Here is a 23888-nt window from a genome sequence, read left to right as displayed (position 1 = left end):
CTTGGGACTGAGTAGCCTGTCATCGCACGGGTTCTGATGAAGGGCGCGGCCTCGTGCCATGCGCACTTCCAGAACCGCAAGGAGAAACGATATGGCTCGTGATCAAAAATCGACCGGTCAACGTGGCGGCACCAAGGAAACCAACCCGGGCAATTTCGCCAATGACCGCGAAAAGGCCTCCCGTGCTGGGCAGAAAGGGGGTCAGGTTTCAGGTGGAAACTTCGCCAATGACCGTGAGCGCGCTTCGCAGGCTGGCCGTAAGGGTGGTCAGAACAGCCACGGCGGCGGGCGTAGTGCAACGAACGAAGCGCGTGGCTGAACTCATCCTGGGTGCCTGCCAAAGGCTGTGCCAGGCACCCCTTGGGAGCAATGACGCATATTCGATTGAATCTTTATCGCCGAGCTGCACTCCATCGCAGGGTCATCCACGCAAAAGAGGAGGGTGCAGCGATGCCTAGTCCCCAGTTGTACATCATCGATTATCGGCTCCATGGCGAGCCCCGCACCTTCATCATTCGTCTTGAACGCCTGGATAACGCCGAAGCCTGGCACTGGGCGAGCTGCGATGCAGGCATTGGCATCATTCCGAAATTCGGGCGCGAGAAAATCCGCAAGGTCAGCCGGCCCATGGCCGAACGCTACGGCGTCACGGACGTGACCTGGCGCCTATCAGGCAGCAAGCCTGGGCAGTCCCTGGAAGACCCTGCCACCACCGCCTGATTGCGCAGCCTGCATCATCAACCGATCACGCACCCGCCTCGGGATCGCTGGCAGGCACGCCTGGCCGATCCTGGTCTTCATCGGTCAGACCGGGATCAGTGTCCGGGTCATCGACCTTATCATTGCGCTGCTCTTGCTCAAGCTCGGGCCAGTCGTCCTGGACATTGCCGCCCCCCATCATCAGTTTCTGCATCATTGCGCGCGCCTCCGCTGGTTCTAAAAAAAGGCCCGCCCTGACGGCGGGCCAACACAGGAGTGAGGGGCACAGCCATTGCCAGGCCTCTCACTTGTTCAGAGCACCACCGCACGCGTAGAAGTCCGTCTAGGCAAGCGCAGGTCTGACCAACGGTGCTACCCGGCCGAGTACTTGACGGCAGCAGCGGTGCGCGAGCTGACATTAAGTGCCTTGAGCAGTGACGAAACGTGGATGCGCACCGTGAAGGGCGAGATATCCAAGGCCTTGGCTATCTCCTTGTTGGTCTTGCCCTGAGCGATCAAGCGCAGCACGTCTTGTTGGCGTTGAGTCAGGTGCTCGGTACCCGAGTCGGCATTGGCGACCGGCAGCAGCCCTGAGGGCGCGAAGCGCACCAACACTTCTCCGGCTCGAACGGCAAGGATCGCAGCGCCCATTTGCTCGGCGCTCAGGCTTTTGCCGATGAAACCATCAACGCCGCAAGCCATGACTTGGTCGATGATGACCGGATCATCCACCATCGAGACGACGATCAAGGTCGTGCGCGGCAGTTGGCGTTTGAGCTGGGCGAGGCGGCTGACGGAATCCAGGCCCGGAAAACGCAGGTCAAGGATCAAGGTGTCGAGGGCCTCGCCGACGCTGGCAAGCTGCAGTACCTCATCCAGGCTGCCGGCCTCAGCTACATGGGCGCTTGGCAGCACACGGTAGACGGTACGCACCATGGCTTCCCTGAAAAGCGGATGGTCGTCCGCCACGATTATTCGACTGGTCACGCTTGGCAACTCCCTTTGGCCGCAGGTCGATCGGGCCATGTTAACGTAGCAGCCCTGGCAAGTGCGTGCCGCCCCGTCACGGGAGCAAAGCCGCCTGATGAAAAGGATTCTGGCCATGGCCCTGGATAAAAACAACGAGCTCGATCAAGCGAACTTGCGTCTGGTCGTTGGCAGTTGCGCCTTCGCCTATGTGGCGATGCTGGTCTTTCTGCTGGACCGCTCTGCTGCGCTCTACGTGCCGGTGGTCGTCTACATTGTCGTCTTTCTCCTGGTATCGGTGCTTCTGCGCCAGGCCATCGCACGCTGGCCGGGGCACTATCCGTGGCGCCGGGTGCTGGGCATGGTGCACGACTACACAGGCACCTGCTTCGGCCTGGTAGTCGGCGGTGAGGCGGCGCTGCCCCTGTATGCCGTGATGGTGTGGGTCAACCTGGGCAACGGCATGCGTTTCGGCTCCCGGTACCTGGCCATCGCGACCGGGCTGGCGCTGATCGCCTTGGTTGCGGTGTACCAACTGACGCCTTACTGGCAGGCCAACCCTTTTCTGGTGCTGATGTTGCTGACCACTAGCACCGTGATCCCCGTCTATGCGCACTTGCTGCTCGAACGCACGCGCCGAGCTTCGGAGCAGGCCGCTGCAGCCAATCTCGAGAAGTCCCGCTTTCTGGCCCAGGCGAGTCACGACCTGCGCCAACCCATTCACTCCATCAGTCTGTTCACCGCTTGCCTGCGCGAGGCGCGGCTGGGCGAGGAGGAACGCAGGCTGGTGGACAGCATTGATCGATCGCTGCTGAATGTGTCCCAGCTGTTTCGTTCGATTCTGGACCTGTACACCTTGGACAACGGGCGTGTGCAGCCGCGCCATGAGCCCTTTGCCCTGGGCGATTTTCTCGAGACCCTTGCGCGTGAGCACGCCGAGGCTGCTCGCTGGGCGGGGGTGGAAATACGGGTGCGGCCTTGTGCCTACTGGACGCGTGCAGACCGCGGCATATTGACGACTATGGTCCAGAACGTCCTTTCCAACAGCCTCAAGTACGCACCGGGACGGCCACTGTTGATGGGTGTCCGACGCTGCCAGGGAGGTCTTGCCATCATGGTCTGTGATCAGGGGCGAGGCATCGAACCTGCACACCAGACGCTGGTGTTCGAGGAGTTCTACCGGGTCAGGCAAGTGCGCGACAAGGACGTCGAGGGCGTCGGATTGGGCCTGTCGATCGTTCGTCGGCTTGCACGGCTGATGGACGTGCAGGTGCACCTGCAATCTCGACCCGGCCACGGCACTACCGTGAGCCTGAAGGGGTTCGCGCAGATAACGCCTCAACCTACAGTGCCAGCGCCTGAGAACGAGCTTGCCGCTGCAGGTTTGCTCAGCGGCCTGCGAGTCTGCCTGATAGAAGACGACCATAACGTGCTCAGGGCAACGTCGGCCCTGTTGCAGCGCTGGGGGTGCGAAGTGGATGGGCACAGTTCTGCTGCCGCTTCGAATGAGGACTGTGACGTCATCGTTGCCGACTATGACCTTGGCCAGGACGCCACCGGAGTCGATTGCATCGAGCGGCTGCGCAGCGAGCGGGGCTGGGCTGTACCAGCCTTGATCATGACGGGGCATGATCCGGACCGAATACAGGACGCGGTACAGGGTCGCGATATCGCAGTGCTGTCCAAGCCTGTGCGCCCGGCCGAATTGCGAGCCATGCTGCGCACGCTCTGTGGTGAGCCCACATTGCCTCCCTGTTGAAAGCGGCCGCAGCCCTGGTCACAGGCGGCCGGTCTGGCCTTCTTTCACGCAGCTGGGGGTGGGTTGATAAATGCCCATGCCCGCCGCAGCGACAAGTGCACCACTGGGCATCTGGCATTCGAACCGCCCTTTGCCAGTCGTGGCGGTGTAGTAGGTGATGGTGCTGTCGCTGCGCACATCTTCCACTTTCGACACTTTGGTGTTGAGCACGAACTCGGTACGCTTCTTCAGGGTGTCATCAGACGGCTTGACCGTTTGGCAGCCGGCCATGGCCAATAGAGCCCCGGTAATGGCGATCAGCAGGTCGAGCAGGGGTCGCCTCACGTCGACTTGCGCTCCTTCATGCTGGTGCTATGGCGGCTCGGCATCAAGGATACCGTCCTGGAACATTCCGAGAGCGGCCAAGTGGTCACCCTCGGCCGCCTAACCCTGAAGGGCAAACTGGGCACCTGCGCTTCGCGATCACTTTGCCACCTTCCTCGCGGGTGCCGACCTAGACAGCGCGTGCGCAGCGGCGAGCAGTGATCGGATGCTCAGTTGAGCGTCAGACCATAAGGGCCAACAGCGCTGCGGCTAGAGCTGGCGGCATGACCAGCAGCCCCAGGCGCAGAAATTGCCAGGCGCTGACAGACTCGCCTTCACGTCGAATCGCCACCAGCCAGAGCAAGGTTGCAAGGGATCCGGTAATGGACAAGTTCGGACCTAGGTCGACCCCAATCAGCAACGCGGCGGTAGTTTGCCGAGGGAGGTGGGCGATATCGACCATGGAGCCGGCAATCAGCCCACTCGGCAGGTTGTTCATCAAGTTGCTAGCCACGGCTACACCCACCCCCGCGGTCCAGCTGGCAGCGGTCTGAGACGTCTGCTCCAGGGTCATGAGCGCATGCGCCAGCTGTTCGATCGCGCCTGTCTGAGCCACAGCTTCGACCAACACGAACAAGCCCGCAACCAATGGCAGCACACTCCAGGCAACGTGTCGCAAAACTGGCATCGGGCTGCGCCGCTGGCGCAAATGGATCAGCGCGGTGGTCGCGATACCAGCGCTGAAGGTAGGTAGGCCTAGTGGTACGTCAAGCGCCGATGCACCCAGCAGCACGCAGGCAGTCAGCGCAATGCCCCATGCACACAGGCGCGCACCGGCTGGAAGAGGCTGTATTTGCACGGTCAACGCAAGCGGCTGGCAGATCTGACGGCGTTGGGTGATACGCAAAATGACATAGGTCGCCGCGATGGCTGCCAACGAAGGCAAGGTGAACTGCTTTAACCAGTCCAGCAGAGGAGGCATCTGGCTGCCGAATACCACCAGGTTGGCGGGATTGGAAATGGGCAGAACGAAGCTTGCGGCATTGGCGATGAATGCACAGATGAACAGGTAGGGCAGAGGCTCAGCCTTGGCGGCCTTGCAGGCGGCATACACTGCTGGCGTCAGAACCACGGCAGTGGCATCGTTCGAGAGAAAAACGGTCACCAGGGTACCGACCAGGAAAACCAGATTGAACAGCCGTTGACCAGACCCTTGGGCATGGCCTACGGCATAACGGGCCACCCAATCGAAAAGCCCCTCCTGGCGGGCCACTTCGGCCAGAACCATCATGCCGACCAAAAACAGGTAGACGTCGCTCCCCTTGACCACCGCCGCCAAAGCGTTCATCGGGGCAATCAGCCCAAACAGCACGAGTACGGTGGCACCGCCTAGGGCCCAGATGAATTCGGGCACCTTGAAGGGTCTGAGTATGACGCCAGCAGTGGCCAGGGCCGAGACGATCCAGATGATCAACGATGTTTGGCTCAGGTGCATCAAGGGTTCAGTTTCCGGCGGCTGACGGCATAGAAGAGGAGGGCGCATCGCCCTGGCGTGGGTGCGTTTCGGGGAGGGCGACCAGCACAAGAACAAATGCGCAGGCTGCGATCCCGGCCAGCGTCAGGAACGCGGCATTGTAACCCGCCGCTTGGACGACGAACCCCGCCAGACCAGGGCTCAGCGCAGCACCAAGGCCGAACACGGCGGTGAGCGCGCCAAGGCTTACGTTGAACCGCCCGGTACCCTCGGTGAGGTCCTTGACGATGATCGGGAACAACGCCCCGAAAATGCCCGCGCCAATGCCATCGAGTAGCTGCACGCCTACGAGCCAGAAGGGGTTGTCAGACAAGGTGTAGAGCGCGCCGCGCAGTGGAAGTATCAGGAACCCCACGAGCATGAACGGCTTGCGCCCCCATTGTTCGGCACGCGCCCCGACCAGCAGCGCCATGGGCACCATGACCAGCTGGGCTGCCACGATGCAAGCCGAGGTCAATGGCGTGGCCAGGCGCAGGTCGACTTGAGAGAGTTTCTGGCTTACCAACGGCAGCATGGCCGCATTGGCCAGATGGAACAAGGCGCAGCAGATCGCGAAGAGCAGCAATGTGCGGTTATGCAACAGCAGCGCCAAGCCCGCCGGATTGTCCTGATCGTTCGGGCTATGGGTCAGGCCTCGAGCCACGTGATGGTCAATCTCAGCGCCCGGGACGCAGGCTACCGCGATGATGCTGGCCACGGTCAGTGCAGCCATCAGGTAGAACACCACCACCGGCCCATACAGGTAGGCGAGGCCACCGGCCAGTAGTGCAGAGAAAGCATTTCCAGCATGGTTGAAGGTCTCGTTGCGTCCCACGCGTCGTGTGAACGCCTTCGGTCCGGTCAGCCCCAGAGAGATGGCTGCGATCGCCGGCGCGAACACGGAGCCGGCCAAGGCGCTGATGGTTTGCGTTACGGCAACCCAGGTGAATGATGTGATGAAAGGCAGCAACAGACAGCTCCCAGTTACCAGGACTGCCGCTATGACCACAACGGCACGTTTGGCGGGCGTACGGTCAATCAGGGCGCCGGCGGGCGTCTGAGCGAGCAGGGCAGTAACACCGGCAATCGTCATGACCAGCCCTATGCTCGCGGGCTGCCATTGATGAACGGCGAGCAGATAGATGGCAAGGTATGGTCCAAGTCCGTCACGTACATCGGCAAGGAAGAAGTTCAACCAGTCAAGCGAGCGATGCGGGGCGGATTGCCTAGGATTTTCCAAGGACGTGCTCTCGAGAGGGCCACGTAGCCATCGCTGGCATGGGCCAGGGTATGGGCGGCGGGCGAGTGGTGATGCTGGGGTATCTTTGGCAAAGACTGTGCACGGCGAGGATAGGTTCCAGAGGCGGATTTAAGTTATCTGGATGAGGGCCGGGAATTCGGCGAGGGATGGAATGGCGGGCTCGGTCGGCACGCATCACCCGATGAAAACCTGGTACGGAAGGGATGAATAGGCGACGACAACTTAGGTCAATTATATAACTAAACTAAATGAATATTTAGTTTAGTTATTACTGAGAAGAATATTGAGTTAGGGTAGGAGACGCCCTAGCCATGCTGTCAGTCCCCCGGAATCCGGATCTTCAACAACGTGATCAAGCACCTCGAACCCGTTGGCGTGTAACTGATCGACGTATTCATTGGTACTCAAGCTGGCGTGATACAACGTCTCGCCCTCGAATGTACCCAAGGCTTCGCCATGGGAGGGCCCACTTGTAAACATGAGCAACGCCCCTGGGGCCGCATGGCGACGAAAAATCGGGAACATCAGGCGCTGATCGGTGGGCTTTAGGTGGAAAAAGCTGTTCCAAGCAATGATTGCGTCGAACTGACAGCCCAATGTAAGTGTGCGCATGTCTGCGTGAATCCATTGCTGCTCAGGAAACTGTGCACTGCACAGGATCAGCATCTGTTTGGACGAATCAACACCCACAACGCAGGCGCCGATTTCGACCAGGTGTCGCGCTACAGGTTGGCCAGAGCCGCGGCCCAGATCCAGAACACGTGCTGACGGCTTTAGCATGTTCCCGAAATGCGCAATCCATTTGCGATCAGTGAAGTGATTGGCGCGCTTTTGGTGCCAAGTAAATGCATGGCGGTCGTAAAGGTCGATGATGTGGTCTGCTGATGGATGGTGGGACATGGGAGGACGGTTTCCTTAAACGATCTTACGAGAGGACGCTGTAAGCGATTCGTGGCTTCAAATGTACCCCGGGTTGGTATCGAGCAGGAAATGCCTGGGTGCGCATAATGGAAGTCCTTATGTTGAGCGACGTCTGGAAGATGCCCACGGCTCCAGGCGTCGCGTAACATAGGGACGATTATGCGAATCCCACTCATGCTTTCAGAACGCGCCGTACGCGACGCCAAGGCCTACACCGGCAATCCCGATGCTGAGCACGCCGTTGAATCCCTGATAGACTCTTACGGCAACGTCGTGGCCGATCTGCGGAAGTTGCGTTCTAGGGTTCGCCAGTTGGACGCTGAATCCGCTGAACTGGACTTGCTGATAAGCAAGCTTCGAGCGATAGCCGAGTTGATCGACGATCTATAGTGGTACCGAAAGCGTGAACCAGGTCGTTCTGCAGGATAAATATTTGGTACCAAAAGCTAGCTTCTATCGATGTAGAATGGTACTATTAGTCATCGCCTGGTTAGTTATCGATGACAAGGAATGGTACTAAATGCTAGTTAAGATTCTCGACATGGACGCCGCCACGGTTGATGCTCTCAAGGCTGCAACGGGCAGAAAAACTGCTTCCGGTGCCGTTGAAACCGCTGCTCTCGCGTACTTAGGTCAGCGCACAGCTATTCATGATTTGCGTGATCAGGTTGCGCAACTCACTGCCCAGCTAGAAGTAGCAAAAAGGACTATCGAAGGTGCTCGCTCTGCTGCGGCACTGCTACTTGAAAAAACAGGCCAAGCGGCCATGGAGATTTGAAAATGCCTACCTTGTATCAACTTGCTTTTGAGCCACTAACCCACCTGAGTTCGGTAGAGTTCTGGTTCGTCATCACCGTTTGTGTCGGAACTGCTATTGCGATGCTTTGTTCTGTCGTGCACAGCCTCAACAAAGACCAATAATTCCGGTACCAAAAAGCCCGCCGGCAGTTTCGCCCTGGGCAAACTTTCGGTACCGGTCGGAGGAGGCTTTGCCGAAGGGGGTTAGCGTAGCGCGAACCCCGGCGGCAATGCCTCCCGCGTCCGCTTCCGCTGTTTACCAACGGCTAACGCCGCCGATCTTGAATGGTCAAGGGCCGCGACCCCGGCTTATCGTGACAGCGCTCCACCGTCGCGATAAACGGAGTCCCGGAGCGCAGCGAACCCTTTACCACACCCCGCCTAATTACTCTCCGCCTGGGGTGTGGGGAGCGCTTTTCTCCCCGCACCCCTGGCCTCGCCGAGAGCTCCCGGAGGGCCCCCGGAGGGGCTTTTGACGTTGATCTTCTCGAGCAACACGCTCACTTTGCAGGACCGCCGAAGGCGGGCCAGGGTGGGGGTGCTGTTACACCCCCACTTTGGTATGGACATCCAAACTTCTTGACGATAAACGCCAGTCGTGGAAGTATGAAAATCCATACCAATAAGGGGAGGGTAGCCGTACATGCCTTTGCGGCTTATGGATATCCACACAGCTTTAATCTCACAATCTATCGCCCCCAACGAGACAGCCGCCAACGCAACGCTTGTATACGTCGTGAAGTGGATGGAGGGCGTTTCGTTCGACCTGGAGAAAAGCGCGGTAAAGACGCATCGAGCAAGATTGCGCAAGCTCGGTATTGATATTGCGCGGCCTTACGATCCATCCTTCAACTTTTCTGTAAAAGTCGGCGGATCAGCCGATTAGAGAAGGCTAGGGGAGTTGCACCTCCCCTAGACCTAAACCACCCATGATCTATTAGGGAGATCATTAGATGGCTTCGACCAATGCTATCAACTCTGCTCAGCATAAGCTGCATGCCTACTCGGCGCTTGCTGCGCCTGAAGGGCTAAAACTTGAAAAAATATCATGTTCTGATCCCAGCAACCTCTGGCTGGATGCATCAGAGCTGGTAGGGAAGGAGGTTGATTTCGAGCAGCACTTTCCAACCTGCGGAGATTTCGAAGCTCAGACGATTCATTTTTCAGCCTTGGTGGCTGGCTTTTCCATTGGCATCCCGCAGTCATCGATACCAGGGCGTCTATTCCTTTTCCACTCGAGCTGCGAGTCCATTGATCCTGCAGACATCTCGAGCCTGACGGTCCTGTCAGTGAAATAGGGCGTGTATCTGAATAGTAATATTCATATTCCTGTATTCAGGTATTGACAGCTTTTTGAGTGTTCGATGCCGACGACGGCCAGTGGCTCGGATAGCGCGTCACGACTTGAACGCGTTTTGGGAAGAGCCGATGGTGATCGGCGACGGACACTCGCGCAGCGAGGGGCAGGCACCGGTTACCAGCGGCTTTATGTGGCTCGCACTCCTAGAGTAAGTTCGATCTGTGCAGCAGGTCGTTTGGTACTGACTCGAAAAATTTGGCTCGCTTGCAGGGGAGCGGTCTGGTACCGGAGCTCCAATCATATATAACTAAACTAAATGAATATTTAGTATAGCTATCACATTTTCTTATAAGGAAGTATGCATGATTTACCAAGGGAAGGCTGATCTAACGTTTCACGCCAGCGGCATTAAGCCCCCGCCGGAACTGTTGCTTGGCGATCATTCTGTTGCGATTGAGCGTGTCCTTCATCGCTTTCGGATCACTATCGTCATGCCTGTGACCACCGACTCTTACACGCATGTTGATGCCGTTTATGGTGGGCAAACTCACCGCTATCTCATCGACGGAGCAACCCATTCGGGTAGTGAGTTTTCGTTCGTTTGTACCCCCATTTACAAGGCCGATTTGCCTAGTTTTCAGGTTGTGAGGGAGGCTCGGGATTTCCTCAATGCTGCTTTGTTGCTTGAGCAAGAGGGATTGCGTGGAAACAGTGATTTGCTACTGCCTGCGGCCATGAATGCTGGCCTGGCATCGGAGCAATATTTGAAGTCATTTCTTGTCGAAACCGACCCTGACTGTCCGAGCTTCGTTCGTCTCAGCAAGCACGTTAAGGGTGACAAGCACGACCTGGCCAAGCTGTACGAGCAAATCCCGCCTGTATTGAAGCAACAGCTAGATGCCGTTTCCGAAAGCGTCGAACCTGATTTTCCTCTGGAGGCAAGGATCCAGGCGTGTTCAGTGCTATTCACCAAAGCTCGCTACGGCTACGAAGCTGATTCGCTCAAGGTTTTACGATCTGAAGTTTTTGAGCTGGCACCGCATCTTGACAAGGTCCTGACCGAGATGACCCGTGTTGTTTCCGCCCAGGATCTGGCGAACGGCTGAGGTCCAAGGCATTAGCATGCCAGCGATAACGCTAGGTGTTGCTACTAGCAACACCTAGTGCCAGCTGAGTAGGTCGATTTTTTTCGCGCCCGCGAAAATTGCAGCGCTATCAAGCTTCCAATCTATCCACCAGCGCTCCTATTGCTTCATACGAGGATGCGCATAATGTGTATTATGTTAAATCATGTATAAGGCTGCTGGGGCTGGATCACGATCAGTGCTGACTGGCATGACAAGCTCAGCGTCGCCGCTGGTTCGTATCCATCATTGCACATCACAACGAAGGCCTTTCAATGAAGCGGCCCTACTCGCCCGCCAGTGACACGCAACACGTAGTCTGAGACTGCCTGGGCTTCCCACTCATATCGGGATTGGTGCAGCTCCGTGTACATCCGCAACCTGCCCGAACACCTAGCTTGCAAGCAGTCAACTCTCACAAATGCCAGTAGCAGCCTTTCGAGCCCCAGCCTGAACATAGGCGCGCCAGCAAACGGAAGTTTCGGCACACGCCCACCCCACGGTCACAAGGATTCGGACTATGGCTACAGAACTGGATGCGCTGTTCTCAAGTATTCGTGATTGCCAAACCTATGACTCGGTGCAACAACGGCTCGCTGTCATCACTGAAAACAAGCATGTCGCCACGGCTCCGGATGTCGTGCGAGCGCTGCGGGATGCCCAGGTATACGCGCTTGTCTGGGGCGTTTTTGTTGCCGCTCTTGAACTGGGCGCGCCTATCGTTGCCCGAGACAAAGCCCGTAAAGCACTGGATGCAGCGTTGGTGAACGATGATGAAAATGCTCATGAAGCTGCCTTCATCGTCTACGAAGCTGCCTGTGGAGCCTGTTACAAGATGCAAGACGCGGCCGCGAGTACCTTGGACAAAGCCCTTGAATCAGTGACCCAAGATGCAAGCACAGCAACATCAGGTGAAAATGGCACTGACGCCATTGCTGACGCTGCAGCGGCCGAGCTGGCTTCAAATGATATCTCTGAGCACCTGCGTCGCCGAAATGTGATCTACGATTCAGCGTCGTCCAAGGCAGATCCTTATCAGGATTTCTACGACCGTGAGCGGCAAATCAGGAACATTACCCGCCCTGTGCAACAAGCGTGTGAAGCCTATGTCAACGATTATGTCATGCGTGCCCAGGTCACAGCTGAGCTCAAGCAGTCGCTCAATCGCTATCTCTTGGTCTGGCGCAAGACAACCACGGGAGGCGGAAATCCACTAGCGGCTCAAGGCATATTGGAGAGCATCGATGAGAAAAACGGCACATTCGTGCTCAGGAGTTTGAATTACAAAGACCAGCGCGTAACGGTGTCTTTCGCAGACATTGACAACGTTGATACATCCCGAACGCGCTCAGGCGCACTCTCCAGTGCTGTAGCGCCCACCTGGAGAAACGTGGGTATAGGTAAATGGGTGCGCTCCGACCAGTATTGAACATGCCTTGCCGCTGGCAGCGAACATAAGCTTGAACGCCACCGGCCTTGATACTGCGACGCCTGGACGTTCCCTCCAGGCGACGCGTTTTGGAGTGGCCATGGGTCTAAGCGTTATTTCAAGACCCCGCGCAACAGCGACTCGAACGCTTGAGTCGCCTGCGCCAGTCGCTGTTCGCCCTCCTCTGTCTCTGCGATCCACACCGTCGCCTCCGCCAAACTGCCATATATCAAAGCGGCTAGCGCCTGGGCGTGGATGTCGATGAATACGCCTTGCAGCACCAGCCGTTCGATCAACTGGCGTAAAGACTCCATGCAATGTCGTTGCGCCTCTGGCGAGCCACCCCCAAATACTGCTCTGGCGTCGCGCAGTACGATACGCTGAATCTCAGGTTCCAGCGCCATTTCCAGATAGGCTCGACAACGCTGGCGAAAACCTTCCCAGTCATCCTCAGCAGTGTCGGTAATCGCACGCAGCCGCACGTCCATCTCCGCATCGAGCTGCTCTACCACCGCTGCAAGCAAACCCTTCTTATCACCGAAGTGATGATACAACGCCCCTCTGGTCAAGCCTGCCCGTGCGGTCAAGTCATCCATAGAGGTGTGTGCATACCCTACTTCGGTGAACATCTGGCGGGCGGTTGCCAATAACAGTGCGCGGGTTTCTTGCATCGCGGCGCGGGTGCGACGGACCATTCAACTATTCCTTCTCGCCAATGGCATGATCGGGTGTAAACGTATGCAGGCTGATAGCACGAATTGTCCTGGACAGACTGGGCTCATTCAAGCCTTTAGCCTAGCCGCGCGCCGACGGTGGCAGGCCACAAACTGCTCGACTGAAGACATTCAAACCAAAAATGAGACCTGCTGAGCCCGGACGCGCATGCGCTGGAAGCTCCATAGCGCGACCAGAAGGACAGCGGCCCCTGCGGCCAAGGCGACGTTGAATCCGGCCTTGGCGCCCAACGCATCGACCACCTGACCCGATGCCGCGGCGCCCCCGGCCACACCAACGTTCAGGCCGGCGAGCAGCCAGGTCATCCCTTCGGTAAGCTTACGTTCGGGCACGATGCGTTCTACCAGCGACATTGCCACGATCATGGTTGGGGCGAAAAACAGACCCGCGACCAACACGGCGCCAGCCAGCCCGATGATGTTTCCCGCCAGCAGCAACGGCAACGTTGTCGCTGCGGTAGCCAGGCCGCCTAGCAGTAGCAGTTTGTGTAGCGGTGTCTCGAGTTTCAGTGCACCGAACATCAGCCCGGCGGCGCAAGAACCGATGGCATAGCACGACAGCACCACACTGGCTGCGGCAGGCATGCCCATCTGCTCGGCGAAGGCCACGCTCACGATGTCGACGGTACCCACGATTACGCCCATGGCGACCATCAACAAAGCCAGCAGACGCACGTCAGCCAGTTTGAACACCGAATCGCTGCCCTGCCCGGCTACATCGTGTGCTTCGACAGGCGGTTCGGTGCTGACTTGTATCGCCAAGGCGAATACGCCGATGGCCAAGAGCACAGCGGCAGCCAATGGCCCGGCCTGCGGCAGTACCGCCACGCTCAGACCTACCGAAATCGGTGGTCCGGCGATGAACGTGACCTCGTCGAGAACCGTTTCAAGAGAATAGGCAGTCTGCAATTGCGATTTGCCTCGGTAGATCGTGGTCCAGCGCGCGCGCACCATCGCGGACATGCTCGGCATGAAGCCGGCAAGCGCGGCGCCGACGAACAGCGTCCACTCCGCCAGTCGCCAGTAGCTGCAGGCCAGCAGCCAGAGGATGCCCAGTACGCTGAACGCAGCGGCAGCTGGCAACACCCGACGCTGGCCGTGGCGGTCGACCAAGCGCGAGATCTGTGGCGACATCAGTGCATAGGTCAGCACGAAAGTGGCTGCCACTGCACCGGCCAAGCCGTAACTGCCGGAAATCTGAGACAGCATGGTGATAATTCCGATACCGGTCATGGGCAATGGTAACCGAGCCAACAGGCCAGCCAGGGCAAAGCCCATGGCCCCTTTGGCCTGGAACAACTCGCGGTAGGAACTGAACATATTCGACTCTCCTTATCGAAAAGGCCCTCGCGCAGTCATGCGCCAGCGCACGCTTACATACATTGCGTATGATTATCACCCTATTATCATACGCAATGTATGTAAAGCATCATGATCTTGCCAGAGCTCTCATGTGCTGCTCAACTTGCTCGTCTACGATGGGTATTACGATCGATCGCCAGCAGGGTTAGCATGGTGTGATTGCGCTCGGTCCAGTGCCTGCGAAAAGCTGCCCCTGAGGGAACCGCGGCGCGGTCTGTGCCGAGGTCAAACGCAGCTGGAAATACCCTTATAGATCCCAAACGGCGAGTAAGGCTGGGCGGTTGCCAGCACAGCGGACGCCATGCTCATCTTCACCAAGATGGCAGTATCACAGAGGCGTCCAGCTGTGAACGCCCTATGCCGGGGTGGGGCATATCACCGCGCACGATATGTGGAAGAAAAAAGCTTCGTCAGAGCGCTATTCAGATATGCTCGATGAGATTTTCATCGGCATCGAGCAAGGTTTGGATTCCCAGCGGTCTTGCCTCCATGAGCGGCCGAGGCATGAAAAGTTTGGATAAGCGGGCACTCTCCACTTGCAACGCTTTTTGCATGTGCGCCTTGGCTTGCGGCCTGATCAGCGAGTGCTTGGCCATCTGAAAGTGCTCGAAGCGGGTGCAGTTAGGACACGGGATAGCATTGCTCATGCCCATCATCCGTCCTTCAGAAAATCCAACCACCCAGGCGCTTGGCCATGCGCCAACTCCGCTTCAACCCTGCACTCGCAACCGGCTATGAGAGTTAGCCAAGCTAAACCTTCACCTTCCCCCTGCCTGCTTTGATACCGCTACGCCTGGCCTTCCCCTCCAGGCGGCGCGTTTTGGAGCCGAGCGTCGGCTTGGTAGGCCGACGCTTTTTCTCGACCTTGCCTGCACTCGCGATCAATTCGGCGAGACGCGTCAACGCGTCATTTCGGTTCTGCTCCTGAGTGCGGTACTGCTGAGCCTTGATGATCAAGACGCCGTCGCTGGTGATCCGGCTGTCTCGTAATGCCAGCAGTCGGCCTTTGTAGAACTCAGGCAATGAAGATGCGGGAATGTCGAATCGCAAGTGCACAGCGCTCGACACCTTGTTGACGTTCTGCCCACCCGCGCCCTGGGCGCGTACGTAGGTCAGTTCGATTTCAGCGTCCGGCAGTTGTACGGAATTGGAAATGGTCAGCATGAGGAGGCCCTTATGATTGAGCGCATTATCACAGCGACGGCCACGCACCGAAATAACGCTACTTGAATATCCGATGCTTGGCCCTTGGGAAAGGTCAGTCGGAAACTGTCTCCAGGGACACGCGCCCTGCCCCCAGCGCTCACGCTCTTTGAGCGCCATCATTGTTAGGGACAAACCGAGGAGCACCTGAGATCACACACGCCCCTAGCGCATTCTCCAGTAACTCTAGACCCCGAGCCACGCTTACCTCCGTGTACGGCTAAGCGCTTTACAAGGCGGCGCCGCGCTGGATCCCGGCGACAGGACGATTCGTGAACAAAAGAAAGCCAGAGTTGCGCGCCTTTTTTAGCAGCGGCGCCTCTTGGTTGATTGCAGTTGCGCCGATACTTTATCAAGGCGCCAAGTGGGTTAATCGGCTCACCAAAGTTTGGGATTGGCATGACAAGCATTTTGTTCGCAAGCGCATGGCTCGGCTCAAGACCGCGAGGTCTGCGGCCTGTGATGACGAGCTCACTCGATATCTGGATGAAGCGCTCGATATTGAAATGTTCCGATTGGCCTCTGGGATTAGCGCCAGCCGCTCGCTGATGCAGTACATGCTCAGACTGGACAGCACTGGACGCTGGAGTCACGCGCAGCTGCGTAGCCTATCGAAGTTTGTAGTATGGGACCCTGCAGATGACAATTACAAAGTCGCAGTTGGTCATTTTGAGGGTGTCATCGCCTGGGTTGGAGCGATCGTGGCCGTCAGCTTGTGGATCACAGCTATGCTTTGTTTCTTGTCGCCTTTACTTATAGGCGAATTTTGGGCCGGGCTGATTAGCATTGGGATCGGTGGAGGCTTGCTGCTACTCGCTTATTTTCCTGCGAAAGATCTGGCTGAATACCTGCTTGCCAAGCGCGTTAGCCGTTATCTGGATAAACCCAACCCATCCGGTTGACAGACCGCAGCGGGTTAGACCAAGCGGCAGCAACCATCTTACTGCCGCCTAGCCCCCTTCAAAAAAGCAAATATGGCTAGCCACCGCGAGCACTCATACCGCCCAGGTCTCATGCAAATGACGCCATTTCACCCGCCCCGCCTCCAGCACCAACAGTGCCGTCGATACCCGTACCGTATCGTCCTTACCCTCGGCGCTATGTATCTCCCGATACCTGACCAGCGCCCCGTCGGCCCATTGATGCAGGGTTTCCAAGTCCTTTAGCTCAATGTTCAGCCCCGGCAGACTGCCCGCGTTGCGCTCAAATAGCTGCTCCACATCCCGCAGCCCGATTTGCAGCCCTGCGGGTGAAACCATCGAGAAATCGGGTTCGAACCGCTGCATCATCGTGTCAACCGAACCCTCGCCTCGCGCAAACCGTGCTTCGATCAGTTGGTGCAATTCTACGACTTCTTGAAGATAGCTATTCATAAGGGTTTCCTAACCAAAGATGCGTAGTGATCGGCAGATAAATGCCGCCTCACCGCAACCCAAACCCCATCCGCTTCAGCTCATCGAGCAACGCTCCCCGCCCATGCAAGCTGGCAACGCTTCGCAGCCGGCTGACGACCTGCTCCGACCACCCCGACGTCTTCATGCCTTCACGGTGGTAGAACGCCCCCAGGCGCTCGTCGTAACGGGCCAGCAAGCTTTGCTCCTGAGCGGTCGAGTACGTCTCATGATGCAGGACGGCCTCCTGCGGTAGCCGCGGCTTGACCTTGGCGGGCCGGTCGGCAGAGGGATAGCCGACACACAATCCAAACACGGGATAGACATGCGCGGGCAAGTCCAACTCCGCGGCCACCCCTTCGATGTCGTTACGAATACCGCCGATGTAAACGCTCCCAAGTCCCAGAGACTCCAAGGCGACGACCGCATTCTGCGCTGCGAGGGCTGCATCGATGGTGCCTAGCAACAAGCTTTCCAGGTAAGGCAGTGCTTCGAGCGCCACGTCATGCTGCTCGCCAATGCGCGACACCCGTGACAAGTCGGCAAGCCAGACGAGAAACAGCGGCGCTTGGTGGATGTAAGCCTGATTGCCCGCCAGAGCCGACAACCGCTGCTTGCGGCCGGGATCCTGAACGGCCACCACGCTCCAGACCTGAAGGTTGGAGGACGTAGACGCAGATTGAGCAGCGGCGATCAAGGCGTCCAATGTCCCCTCAGGCAGCGGTCGGTCCGCAAATGCACGGACGCTGCGATGGTCGAGCAACTGCTCGATCACGGCATTGCATTGGCTGAGCGGCGATACCTCTTCGGTACCATAGCGAGCGACCAGTTTTGCTCGGCTATCGGCTGTCATACAATTCCTCCAAAAAGATAGGAGGCTATCAAAAAAGGCGTCCTGCACATAGCAGGTGTCATAGTCTCCAAGCCTACCGTCTGGATCAGGTACCCTGTGCCGACTGACTTTCAACTTAATCGATAATGGACAATCAGCGTGGCGACACCTTCGCTTGCACCTCGAGAGGTCTACCAGATACTGCGTGATATCGCCCTCGGGATTCGGGATTTACAGCGTGAGAGCGAGCCACGCTGGGCAGACATCGCGTGTGGGTCCATGACTGTGCAGGCGGACGGGTGGATGCTTACCTTGTGCAATGAGGAGGGTGCGCTGGATCACTGCATCCGCTGCTCCAGCCCCGATGGCCGTGCTTACCAGTTCGATACTCACCACCCTTACGGCACCAACCCGGTGGCGTTGATGAGCACTTGGGAGCATGCGCAACTGCTGCGGTTACTTGGGGCGGCCTAGCCCCTGAACGCGGAGTCTCGCCAGCGCCCGTTCCCAGCACCGGGCGATCTCATCACCCACCGCCCCGCTGCGCGGAACTGCCGGCTCGAACGACCGCACCCTGACGTGTTCGATCAAGAACTCGTCCGTCCAGCCTGCCCACTCGCCGGCCATGGACCTGAGATTCCACTGCAAGGCCGGATACAGTTCATGCCACAAGATGCTGTGCAGTTGATCGAGTGTATAGGGGCTCTGGGTCATGACACTTGCCACCCACGCCAGGCTCGCCTCGGTCAGTTCGGTGTCCAGGAAGAACTGCGACAGGGCTTGCCAAGCGTGCAGGCGGCTCTCGTCTACCCTTTGCATCGGGTGGTACTACCACTGCTCTGCTAGCGTCACGGGCACGCGCAGCGGCGCCAGCGGGCCATCGCGCTGACCGCACATCTCGTCATGCACCACATGCTGCACCAGCATGCACGGCACAGGCGGTACATCGGCCAGCAGCTCGCGCACCTCCGTCATTGACCGCAGTCGCACTGCCTGCCCTTGGGCATCGCTGAACGTCTGCGGCCCGTCGGCCGTCAACGCACGCAGGACGTAAAAGCCGCCTTCGAGCGACAGCAATTCGAGTTCATTGACAGTGCCGGCAGTGGCCAGTTGCTTCAGTTGCTCTAGGTTCATGGCAGGTACTCCATCCGGCAGGCGCGGCCTGCATCGGGCTTGATGGAAAATGTCGAGCGCGTGCACTTATACAAATCCAGCGCCTTGTATAAGGATGCCGACGCGCCGCGGTCGTTCCGTATCGATTGCAAAACTCAACCCAGGGTCGCGAAACTATCTGCACGGGCTAGGACTCAATCGTGGCGATGCCGCAGCGCTCCAGCCTGCATACGGCCTATCTATTGAGGAAGAATAACCACCATGATCGCTCGCTGGCGTTGGGCACTTGCGCAAACGACGAAAAGGCTGTGGTTTCGCGCCAGCCTGTTTTCCCTGATCGGCGTACTCACCGCGCTGCTGGCCATCGCCTTGCGCGACATGGTGCCAGCGTCGTTGCCGGCGAAAGTCGGGGCCGACTCGGTCGACAAGATCCTGGGCATCATCGCCTCCAGCATGCTGGCCGTCACCACGTTTTCGCTCAGCACCATGGTGTCGGCCTACAGCGCCGCCAGCAGCGGCGTCACGCCTCGTGCGACCAGCCTGGTGATGGAGGACGCCACGACTCAGAATGCCCTGGCGACGTTCATCGGCTCTTTCCTGTTCAGCCTGGTGGGCATCATTGCCCTGAGTACGGGAATTTACGGCGCTCAGGGCCGTGTGGTGCTGTTTGCAGTGACCCTGGTGATGATCGTACTGATCGTGTACACCCTGCTGCGCTGGATCGACCACTTGTCCAAGCTTGGCCGCGTTGGGGAAACTATCGATCGGGTGGAAGACGCGGCCATTGCAGCGCTCAAGCGCCGTGCGCAGTGGCCTTACCTGGGTGCGCAGCCCTACACCGATGCAACGCAGGTTGCCCCGTCGGCAATCCCAGTCCTTTGCGAGGACATCGGCTATGTACAACACGTCGATGTCAGTGCCCTCGCCCACGCAGCTGACAAGCACAATGCCGTGATCTACCTGGAGGTGCTGCCGGGCAGCTTCGTGCACCACGGTACGGTGCTGGCGCGCGCCGTCCGCGCAAGCCAGGCCGCCGAAACCACAGACCTTGAAGATGAGGTGCTGGCTGCAGTAACGCTCGGTGCACGGCGCACCTATGGCCAGGACCCGCGCTTCGGGCTCTCGGTGCTGGCAGAGATCGCCTCACGCGCATTGTCTCCCGCGACCAACGACTCTGGCACGGTCATTGACGTCATAGGCCGTGGGGTACGCTGCTTTTCCACCTGGGCACGGCAAGCGCCCGACACCACGACCGACGGCCAGTGGCAGAACGTGCATGTGCGCGGGTTGACAGTCGACGACATGTTCGATGACTTCTTCACCCTGATTGCACGGGACGGTGCTGGCTTGCTGGAAGTGGACATCCGCCTGGTGAAGGCTTTGGCGAGCCTGGCGCAGATCGCGCCCGATCGGTTTGGCCAAGCTTGCATCACGCATGTGGATCTGTTGCTCAAGCGGGCCGAACAGGCATTACCGTTGGAGGAGGACAAGCAGCGCTTGCAGGCGCTGGTCCGAAGTTTGGAATGGCCCCGGGCACGGCTGTCCTGAAATTACCTGAGGATCTGACCGTTCATCGCCTGTGCCGCATAAATGAGCACTCCACACAATGGGGACTTTTATTTCACCGAATTTTCACGTTGCCGAGTGGATTATCAACTCATCCCCATGAGAAAGACTTAAGCCCGACTAGCAGCGGGCTTTCTTTTGCCCGCTCGACAAGCCCCCTTCCTGAAATCCCCCCTTCCTTGCCTGGCCCATGGCGAAGGCCAGGCTGAACCGTAGTTAATGAACTCAGGTCAATTGATCACAAGGTGGCGACGGAGGGCGCTCGATGGAGTCATTCGATCTGCAAAGGATGCTGCTGGGTGACTTGCCCGTCACGTTTCTGATGGAAGTGATGATGCGCGTGGTTGCGGCCTTTATCGCCGTGTTTCTGTTTCTGAAGTTCAGCGGCAGGCGTGGCATCAAGCAGCTCTCGCGCTTCGAACTCGTCGTCATCCTGACCTTGGGTTCTGCTGCAGGCGATGTGACCTTCTACGAAGATGTGCCATTGTTACCAGTGGCCCTGGTGTTCGTCACGCTACTGCTCCTGTATCGCGGCACGATCTATCTGATGCGTCGCAGCAAGATGTGCGAAGCCTGGATTGACGGGGTCCCGATCACCGTCGTCAAGGACGGCCAATATGAAATTCACTCGTTGCGCAACCTGAACATCTCCTCCAACGAGTTGTTCATGGAACTGCGTCAACAAGGGGTTGAGCACCTTGGCCAGGTGCGATTGGGTTTGCTGGAGACGGACGGCGAACTGAGCCTGTATTTTTACGAGGCCAAAGACACTCGGCCAGGTTTGTCCGTGCTGCCGCCCGAGCACCGTCCAGAATACGACTCTCCACCTTATCCAGGCCTGTATTGCTGCGTTAGCTGTGGCCTGCCAGTGCAGCATCAGCTGCATGACGTGATTGCCTGCATGCGCTGCGGTCATCGCAGTTGGTCACCTGCCCTGCAGACAACGCGCAACCGTTAACCGTCCAGACCCTCAAGGTTGTTGAGCAAGCGCCAGGTTACAACTTGGGCTGGAGCTGCAAACAAAAGCTTAGCGATAACGATTCCCACTCGCTATAATTCTGCGCTTTGTAGCACGCCAATTCCCTGTCGTCCCAATTCCTTGATCAGGTTCTCACATGCCCTTCCCGAATTTTGCCCGCAAGCCTGCGCTGCACACCGTTGTCTGGTTGCCCCTGGGGTTGGTCGCAAGCGTGGCGTCACCGCTCGCACTTGCTCAGAACGCGCTGGAAATCCCGGTGCCAGTTGCACAACCTGTGAATACGGCTGGTACCACTGGCGCGGTCCTGGAGCTTGAAGAAACCGCAGTTTCGGCCAGCGCCGACGCCTCCAAGGATGGCTTGGTTCCTGAGTATGAAGGGGGGCAAGTGGCCCGGGGCGGGCGCGTGGGTATCCTGGGCAACAAGGACTACATGGAAACGCCCTTCACATCCACGTCCTATACCAACCAGCTGATCCAGGATCAGCAGGCGCACAGCGTGGCGGACATACTGCAGAACGACCCCTCCGTGCGGGTCGCCCGTGGTTTCGGCAACTTCCAGGAACTGTATGTCATGCGGGGCTTCCCGCTGTATTCCGACGACATCGCCTATAACGGCCTGTATGGCCTGCTTCCGCGTCAATACGTGGCAGCGGAGTTCATCGAACGGGTCGAGGTATTCCGCGGGGCCAACGCCTTCCTTAATGGCGCCGCCCCCGGCGGTACCGGCATTGGCGGCGCCATCAACATCCTGCCCAAGCGCGCCCCGAACGAACCCCTTACCCGCTTGACCGCTGGGGTTGAAAATCGCGGCTTCGGTACCGTTTCGGCTGACGTGGCGCGCCGCTTCGGGGAGCAGGATCGTTTTGGCGTTCGCATGAACGTGGCCAAGCGCGACGGGGAAACGTCGGTACAGGACCAGGACCGCTCCCTGGACATGTTCGCCCTGGGCCTGGACTACCAGGGCGAACGCCTGCGGCTTTCGGCCGACATTGGCCACCAGTACCATTTCATCGATAACCCGCTGCCCAGCGTCACCCCTACGGGCCGCGTACCTAGCCCGCCGGATGCCGACAAGAACTACGGCCAGCCCTGGACGTACTCCAAGGAAAAGCAAACATTCGGCACCTTCCGAGCCGAGTATGACCTCTCCGATGCGCTCACCACCTGGGCTGCCATCGGCATGCGCAAAGGTGAAGAGAAGAACGTGCTGGCCAACCCCTCCTCCGACGCCAACGGCGTGACCCGATCGACGCGCTTCGATAATTACCGGGAAGAGACAGTGGCTACCGGTGAGGTGGGCATGCGCTACACCCTGCAGACAGGTCCGGTGTCGCATCAGTGGGTGCTGTCCGGTTCGATGTTCGACAACAAGGACCGTAATGCCTGGGCGGGCAATTTCAGTGGTTTCGCCAACGATCTCTATGACCCTGTCTACGTTCCCAAACCCGACAACACCAGTTTCAGTGGCGACATGTCCGACCCGCATGTGACCGCCAGGACCCGTACCCAGAGCCTGGCCATCGCCGACACCCTGGGGTTCTTCAACGACCAGTTGCAGATCACCCTGGGGGCCCGTCGACAAGGGCTCGACGTGACAGGTTACGATTACAATTCCGGCGACAAGACATCCAAGTACAACCGCTATGAAACCACGCCCGTTGCTGGCGCGGTGTACCAGATCAACGAGCAGTTCTCGGTTTACGCCAACTACATCGAAGGCTTGACCAAAGGCGATACGGCCGGCGCCACCACGACCCTGCCTGATGGTTCCAGAGCCCCGGTGCTCAATGCCGGCGCCTCGCTGGCGCCCTACGTGGCCAAACAGACCGAAGTGGGCGTGAAGTACGACGGCGGTGGCCTGGGTGGCAGCCTGGCGGTGTTCGAGACGCGCAAGCCGGTCGGCATCGTCGAGGATCAGGTGTTCAAAGATGGCGGTGAACAACGCAACCGCGGGATCGAGTTGTCGGTGTTCGGTGAGCCGACGCCCGGCGTGCGTCTGCTCGGTGGCGTCACCCTGCTCGATGCCGAACTCAGCAAGACCCAGAACGGTCAGGACGACGGCAACCAGGCCATCGGCGTGCCTAAAACCCAGGCCAACATCGGCGGCGAATGGGACGTGCCGGGTGTGAACGGCCTGACCCTGACCAGCCGCGTGGTCTACACCGGCCGTCAGTACATCAACAACGCCAACAACCTCGAGATTCCTTCGTGGACGCGATTGGACCTGGGGGCCCGCTACGGCTTCAAGGTAGACGAGAAGGACGTCACCCTGCGAGCGCGTCTGGACAACGTGGCCGGTCGTGACTATTGGGCCTCCGCTGGCGGGTATCCAGGCTCGAACTACCTGGTACTCGGTGCACCACGTACGCTTTCTCTGAGTGCCTCGGTCGATTTCTGATCGCGCCAAAGTCGCACAACCTGGGGGTTCCCCGACGGCGAGCGTTGCGTCATGCACCGTTCAGGGCTGCCCCGCAGCCCATCGCCGTTGAGCCGGGCGCTTCACGACTTCAAATTGTTGCAGGCCTCTGGTTTGAATGCTCACGGATCGAGCACCAACGCGTTTTCACTCCTGAAAAGAAAGTATTAATTCTTCAAGCCTGTTTTTCTGCGCAATCGATAGTAATAGCCTAGGCAG

The 23888-nt window shown here is 58.5% G+C and carries 27 protein-coding genes and 1 pseudogene; 14 read left to right on the top strand and 14 right to left on the bottom strand.

Annotation, left to right across the window (positions count from 1 at the left end; all coding sequences use genetic code 11):
- Positions 1-145: 145 nt before the first annotated feature.
- Positions 146-319: pseudogene (locus B2S33_RS18490) on the top strand (general stress protein); the annotation flags it as partial.
- A gap of 131 nt (positions 320-450) precedes the next feature.
- Positions 451-720, top strand: coding sequence for a DUF6555 family protein (locus tag B2S33_RS18485; RefSeq protein WP_027915584.1), 270 nt, complete (start codon positions 451-453; stop codon positions 718-720).
- Between the two features lie 25 nt (positions 721-745).
- Here B2S33_RS18485 and B2S33_RS18480 read toward each other — a convergent pair whose 3' ends face one another.
- Together B2S33_RS18480 and B2S33_RS18475 are read right to left on the bottom strand one after the other, a co-directional pair.
- Entirely contained in the window at positions 746-916 is a 171-nt protein-coding gene (locus tag B2S33_RS18480) for a hypothetical protein (RefSeq protein WP_154665202.1), read from the bottom strand.
- Positions 917-1071: 155 nt separating this feature from the next.
- On the bottom strand, positions 1072-1686 hold the full coding sequence (locus tag B2S33_RS18475) for a LuxR C-terminal-related transcriptional regulator (protein WP_027915583.1): 615 nt from the start codon (positions 1684-1686) through the stop codon (positions 1072-1074).
- A 115-nt stretch (positions 1687-1801) separates the two neighbouring features.
- On the opposite strand from B2S33_RS18475, the gene B2S33_RS18470 reads away from it, so the two are divergent.
- Positions 1802-3424 carry an ATP-binding response regulator gene (locus tag B2S33_RS18470; RefSeq protein WP_288650809.1) on the top strand — a complete coding sequence of 541 codons (1623 nt, stop codon included), beginning with the start codon at positions 1802-1804 and terminating at the stop codon, positions 3422-3424.
- Positions 3425-3442: 18 nt separating this feature from the next.
- On the opposite strand, the gene B2S33_RS18465 is transcribed toward B2S33_RS18470, so the two are convergent.
- The 4 genes from B2S33_RS18465 to B2S33_RS18450 form a co-directional block, all read right to left on the bottom strand.
- Positions 3443-3748 carry a hypothetical protein gene (locus tag B2S33_RS18465; RefSeq protein WP_288650807.1) on the bottom strand — a complete coding sequence of 102 codons (306 nt, stop codon included), beginning with the start codon at positions 3746-3748 and terminating at the stop codon, positions 3443-3445.
- Between the two features lie 220 nt (positions 3749-3968).
- Complete coding sequence (locus B2S33_RS18460) at positions 3969-5222, bottom strand: arsenic transporter (RefSeq protein WP_028687536.1); 1254 nt, start codon at positions 5220-5222, stop codon at positions 3969-3971.
- 7 nt (positions 5223-5229) lie between these two features.
- The gene (locus B2S33_RS18455) at positions 5230-6480 is read right to left on the bottom strand and encodes an MFS transporter (protein ID WP_104926215.1); all 1251 of its coding nucleotides are present in this window, start codon (positions 6478-6480) and stop codon (positions 5230-5232) included.
- Positions 6481-6789: 309 nt separating this feature from the next.
- Positions 6790-7401 carry a class I SAM-dependent DNA methyltransferase gene (locus B2S33_RS18450; RefSeq protein ID WP_288650805.1) on the bottom strand — a complete coding sequence of 204 codons (612 nt, stop codon included), beginning with the start codon at positions 7399-7401 and terminating at the stop codon, positions 6790-6792.
- Between the two features lie 195 nt (positions 7402-7596).
- On the opposite strand from B2S33_RS18450, the gene B2S33_RS18445 reads away from it, so the two are divergent.
- The 6 genes from B2S33_RS18445 (at position 7597) to B2S33_RS18425 (ending at position 12073) form a co-directional block, all read left to right on the top strand.
- A complete protein-coding gene (locus B2S33_RS18445; RefSeq protein ID WP_288650803.1) occupies positions 7597-7812 on the top strand; it encodes a hypothetical protein in 216 nt (71 codons plus the stop codon).
- A gap of 130 nt (positions 7813-7942) precedes the next feature.
- Positions 7943-8200 carry a hypothetical protein gene (locus B2S33_RS18440; protein ID WP_288650801.1) on the top strand — a complete coding sequence of 86 codons (258 nt, stop codon included), beginning with the start codon at positions 7943-7945 and terminating at the stop codon, positions 8198-8200.
- Positions 8201-8863: 663 nt separating this feature from the next.
- Positions 8864-9106 (top strand): phage/plasmid replication domain-containing protein, encoded by a 243-nt coding sequence (locus B2S33_RS21685; protein ID WP_367597494.1) that lies wholly within the window; start codon positions 8864-8866, stop codon positions 9104-9106.
- Positions 9107-9173: 67 nt separating this feature from the next.
- Entirely contained in the window at positions 9174-9518 is a 345-nt protein-coding gene (locus B2S33_RS18435; RefSeq protein WP_288650800.1) for a hypothetical protein, read from the top strand.
- 364 nt (positions 9519-9882) lie between these two features.
- The gene (locus B2S33_RS18430; protein ID WP_288650799.1) at positions 9883-10626 is read left to right on the top strand and encodes a hypothetical protein; all 744 of its coding nucleotides are present in this window, start codon (positions 9883-9885) and stop codon (positions 10624-10626) included.
- A 538-nt stretch (positions 10627-11164) separates the two neighbouring features.
- Positions 11165-12073 (top strand): hypothetical protein, encoded by a 909-nt coding sequence (locus B2S33_RS18425; RefSeq protein ID WP_288650798.1) that lies wholly within the window; start codon positions 11165-11167, stop codon positions 12071-12073.
- Positions 12074-12186: 113 nt separating this feature from the next.
- Here the strand turns inward: B2S33_RS18425 and B2S33_RS18420 are convergent, their stop codons facing one another.
- The 4 genes from B2S33_RS18420 to arfB all read right to left on the bottom strand — a co-directional run bounded on the left by B2S33_RS18420 (position 12187) and on the right by arfB (position 15333).
- Complete coding sequence (locus B2S33_RS18420) at positions 12187-12768, bottom strand: TetR/AcrR family transcriptional regulator (RefSeq protein WP_028687560.1); 582 nt, start codon at positions 12766-12768, stop codon at positions 12187-12189.
- A 150-nt stretch (positions 12769-12918) separates the two neighbouring features.
- The gene (locus B2S33_RS18415; protein WP_280076886.1) at positions 12919-14127 is read right to left on the bottom strand and encodes an MFS transporter; all 1209 of its coding nucleotides are present in this window, start codon (positions 14125-14127) and stop codon (positions 12919-12921) included.
- A 464-nt stretch (positions 14128-14591) separates the two neighbouring features.
- Positions 14592-14816, bottom strand: a complete 225-nt coding sequence (locus tag B2S33_RS18410; protein ID WP_178102870.1) for a hypothetical protein — start codon at positions 14814-14816, stop codon at positions 14592-14594.
- A gap of 103 nt (positions 14817-14919) precedes the next feature.
- A complete protein-coding gene (arfB, locus tag B2S33_RS18405) occupies positions 14920-15333 on the bottom strand; it encodes an alternative ribosome rescue aminoacyl-tRNA hydrolase ArfB (protein ID WP_145279970.1) in 414 nt (137 codons plus the stop codon).
- Positions 15334-15644: 311 nt separating this feature from the next.
- On the opposite strand from arfB, the gene B2S33_RS18400 reads away from it, so the two are divergent.
- Positions 15645-16274 (top strand): hypothetical protein, encoded by a 630-nt coding sequence (locus B2S33_RS18400; RefSeq protein WP_242810504.1) that lies wholly within the window; start codon positions 15645-15647, stop codon positions 16272-16274.
- 93 nt (positions 16275-16367) lie between these two features.
- Here the strand turns inward: B2S33_RS18400 and B2S33_RS18395 are convergent, their stop codons facing one another.
- Together B2S33_RS18395 and B2S33_RS18390 are read right to left on the bottom strand one after the other, a co-directional pair.
- Positions 16368-16745, bottom strand: coding sequence for a nuclear transport factor 2 family protein (locus B2S33_RS18395; RefSeq protein ID WP_145279974.1), 378 nt, complete (start codon positions 16743-16745; stop codon positions 16368-16370).
- A gap of 49 nt (positions 16746-16794) precedes the next feature.
- Entirely contained in the window at positions 16795-17616 is an 822-nt protein-coding gene (locus B2S33_RS18390; protein ID WP_288650794.1) for an NADPH-dependent oxidoreductase, read from the bottom strand.
- Positions 17617-17754: 138 nt separating this feature from the next.
- Between B2S33_RS18390 and B2S33_RS18385 the strand changes: the two genes are divergently transcribed.
- Complete coding sequence (locus tag B2S33_RS18385) at positions 17755-18069, top strand: DUF7693 family protein (protein WP_145279978.1); 315 nt, start codon at positions 17755-17757, stop codon at positions 18067-18069.
- Here the strand turns inward: B2S33_RS18385 and B2S33_RS18380 are convergent.
- Entirely contained in the window at positions 18052-18414 is a 363-nt protein-coding gene (locus B2S33_RS18380) for a DUF7079 family protein (protein WP_027914972.1), read from the bottom strand. The genes B2S33_RS18385 and B2S33_RS18380 overlap by 18 nt on opposite strands.
- Positions 18415-18423: 9 nt before the next feature.
- On the bottom strand, positions 18424-18729 hold the full coding sequence (locus B2S33_RS18375; protein ID WP_027914971.1) for a DUF6482 family protein: 306 nt from the start codon (positions 18727-18729) through the stop codon (positions 18424-18426).
- Positions 18730-18969: 240 nt separating this feature from the next.
- Here B2S33_RS18375 and B2S33_RS18370 point away from each other — a divergent pair, with 240 nt between their 5' ends.
- The 3 genes from B2S33_RS18370 (at position 18970) to B2S33_RS18360 (ending at position 23651) form a co-directional block, all read left to right on the top strand.
- Positions 18970-20256 carry a DUF2254 domain-containing protein gene (locus B2S33_RS18370; protein WP_288650792.1) on the top strand — a complete coding sequence of 429 codons (1287 nt, stop codon included), beginning with the start codon at positions 18970-18972 and terminating at the stop codon, positions 20254-20256.
- A 283-nt stretch (positions 20257-20539) separates the two neighbouring features.
- Complete coding sequence (locus B2S33_RS18365; protein WP_288502593.1) at positions 20540-21232, top strand: DUF421 domain-containing protein; 693 nt, start codon at positions 20540-20542, stop codon at positions 21230-21232.
- Positions 21233-21389: 157 nt separating this feature from the next.
- A complete protein-coding gene (locus B2S33_RS18360) occupies positions 21390-23651 on the top strand; it encodes a TonB-dependent receptor (protein WP_145279983.1) in 2262 nt (753 codons plus the stop codon).
- Positions 23652-23888: the final 237 nt, after the last annotated feature.

Origin of the sequence: Pseudomonas sp. UBA5568, assembly GCF_002425525.1 — a bacterium.
GTDB classification, from domain to species: Bacteria; Pseudomonadota; Gammaproteobacteria; order Pseudomonadales; family Pseudomonadaceae; genus Aquipseudomonas; species Aquipseudomonas fulva.
This window is presented reverse-complemented; position numbering and strand designations above follow the sequence as displayed.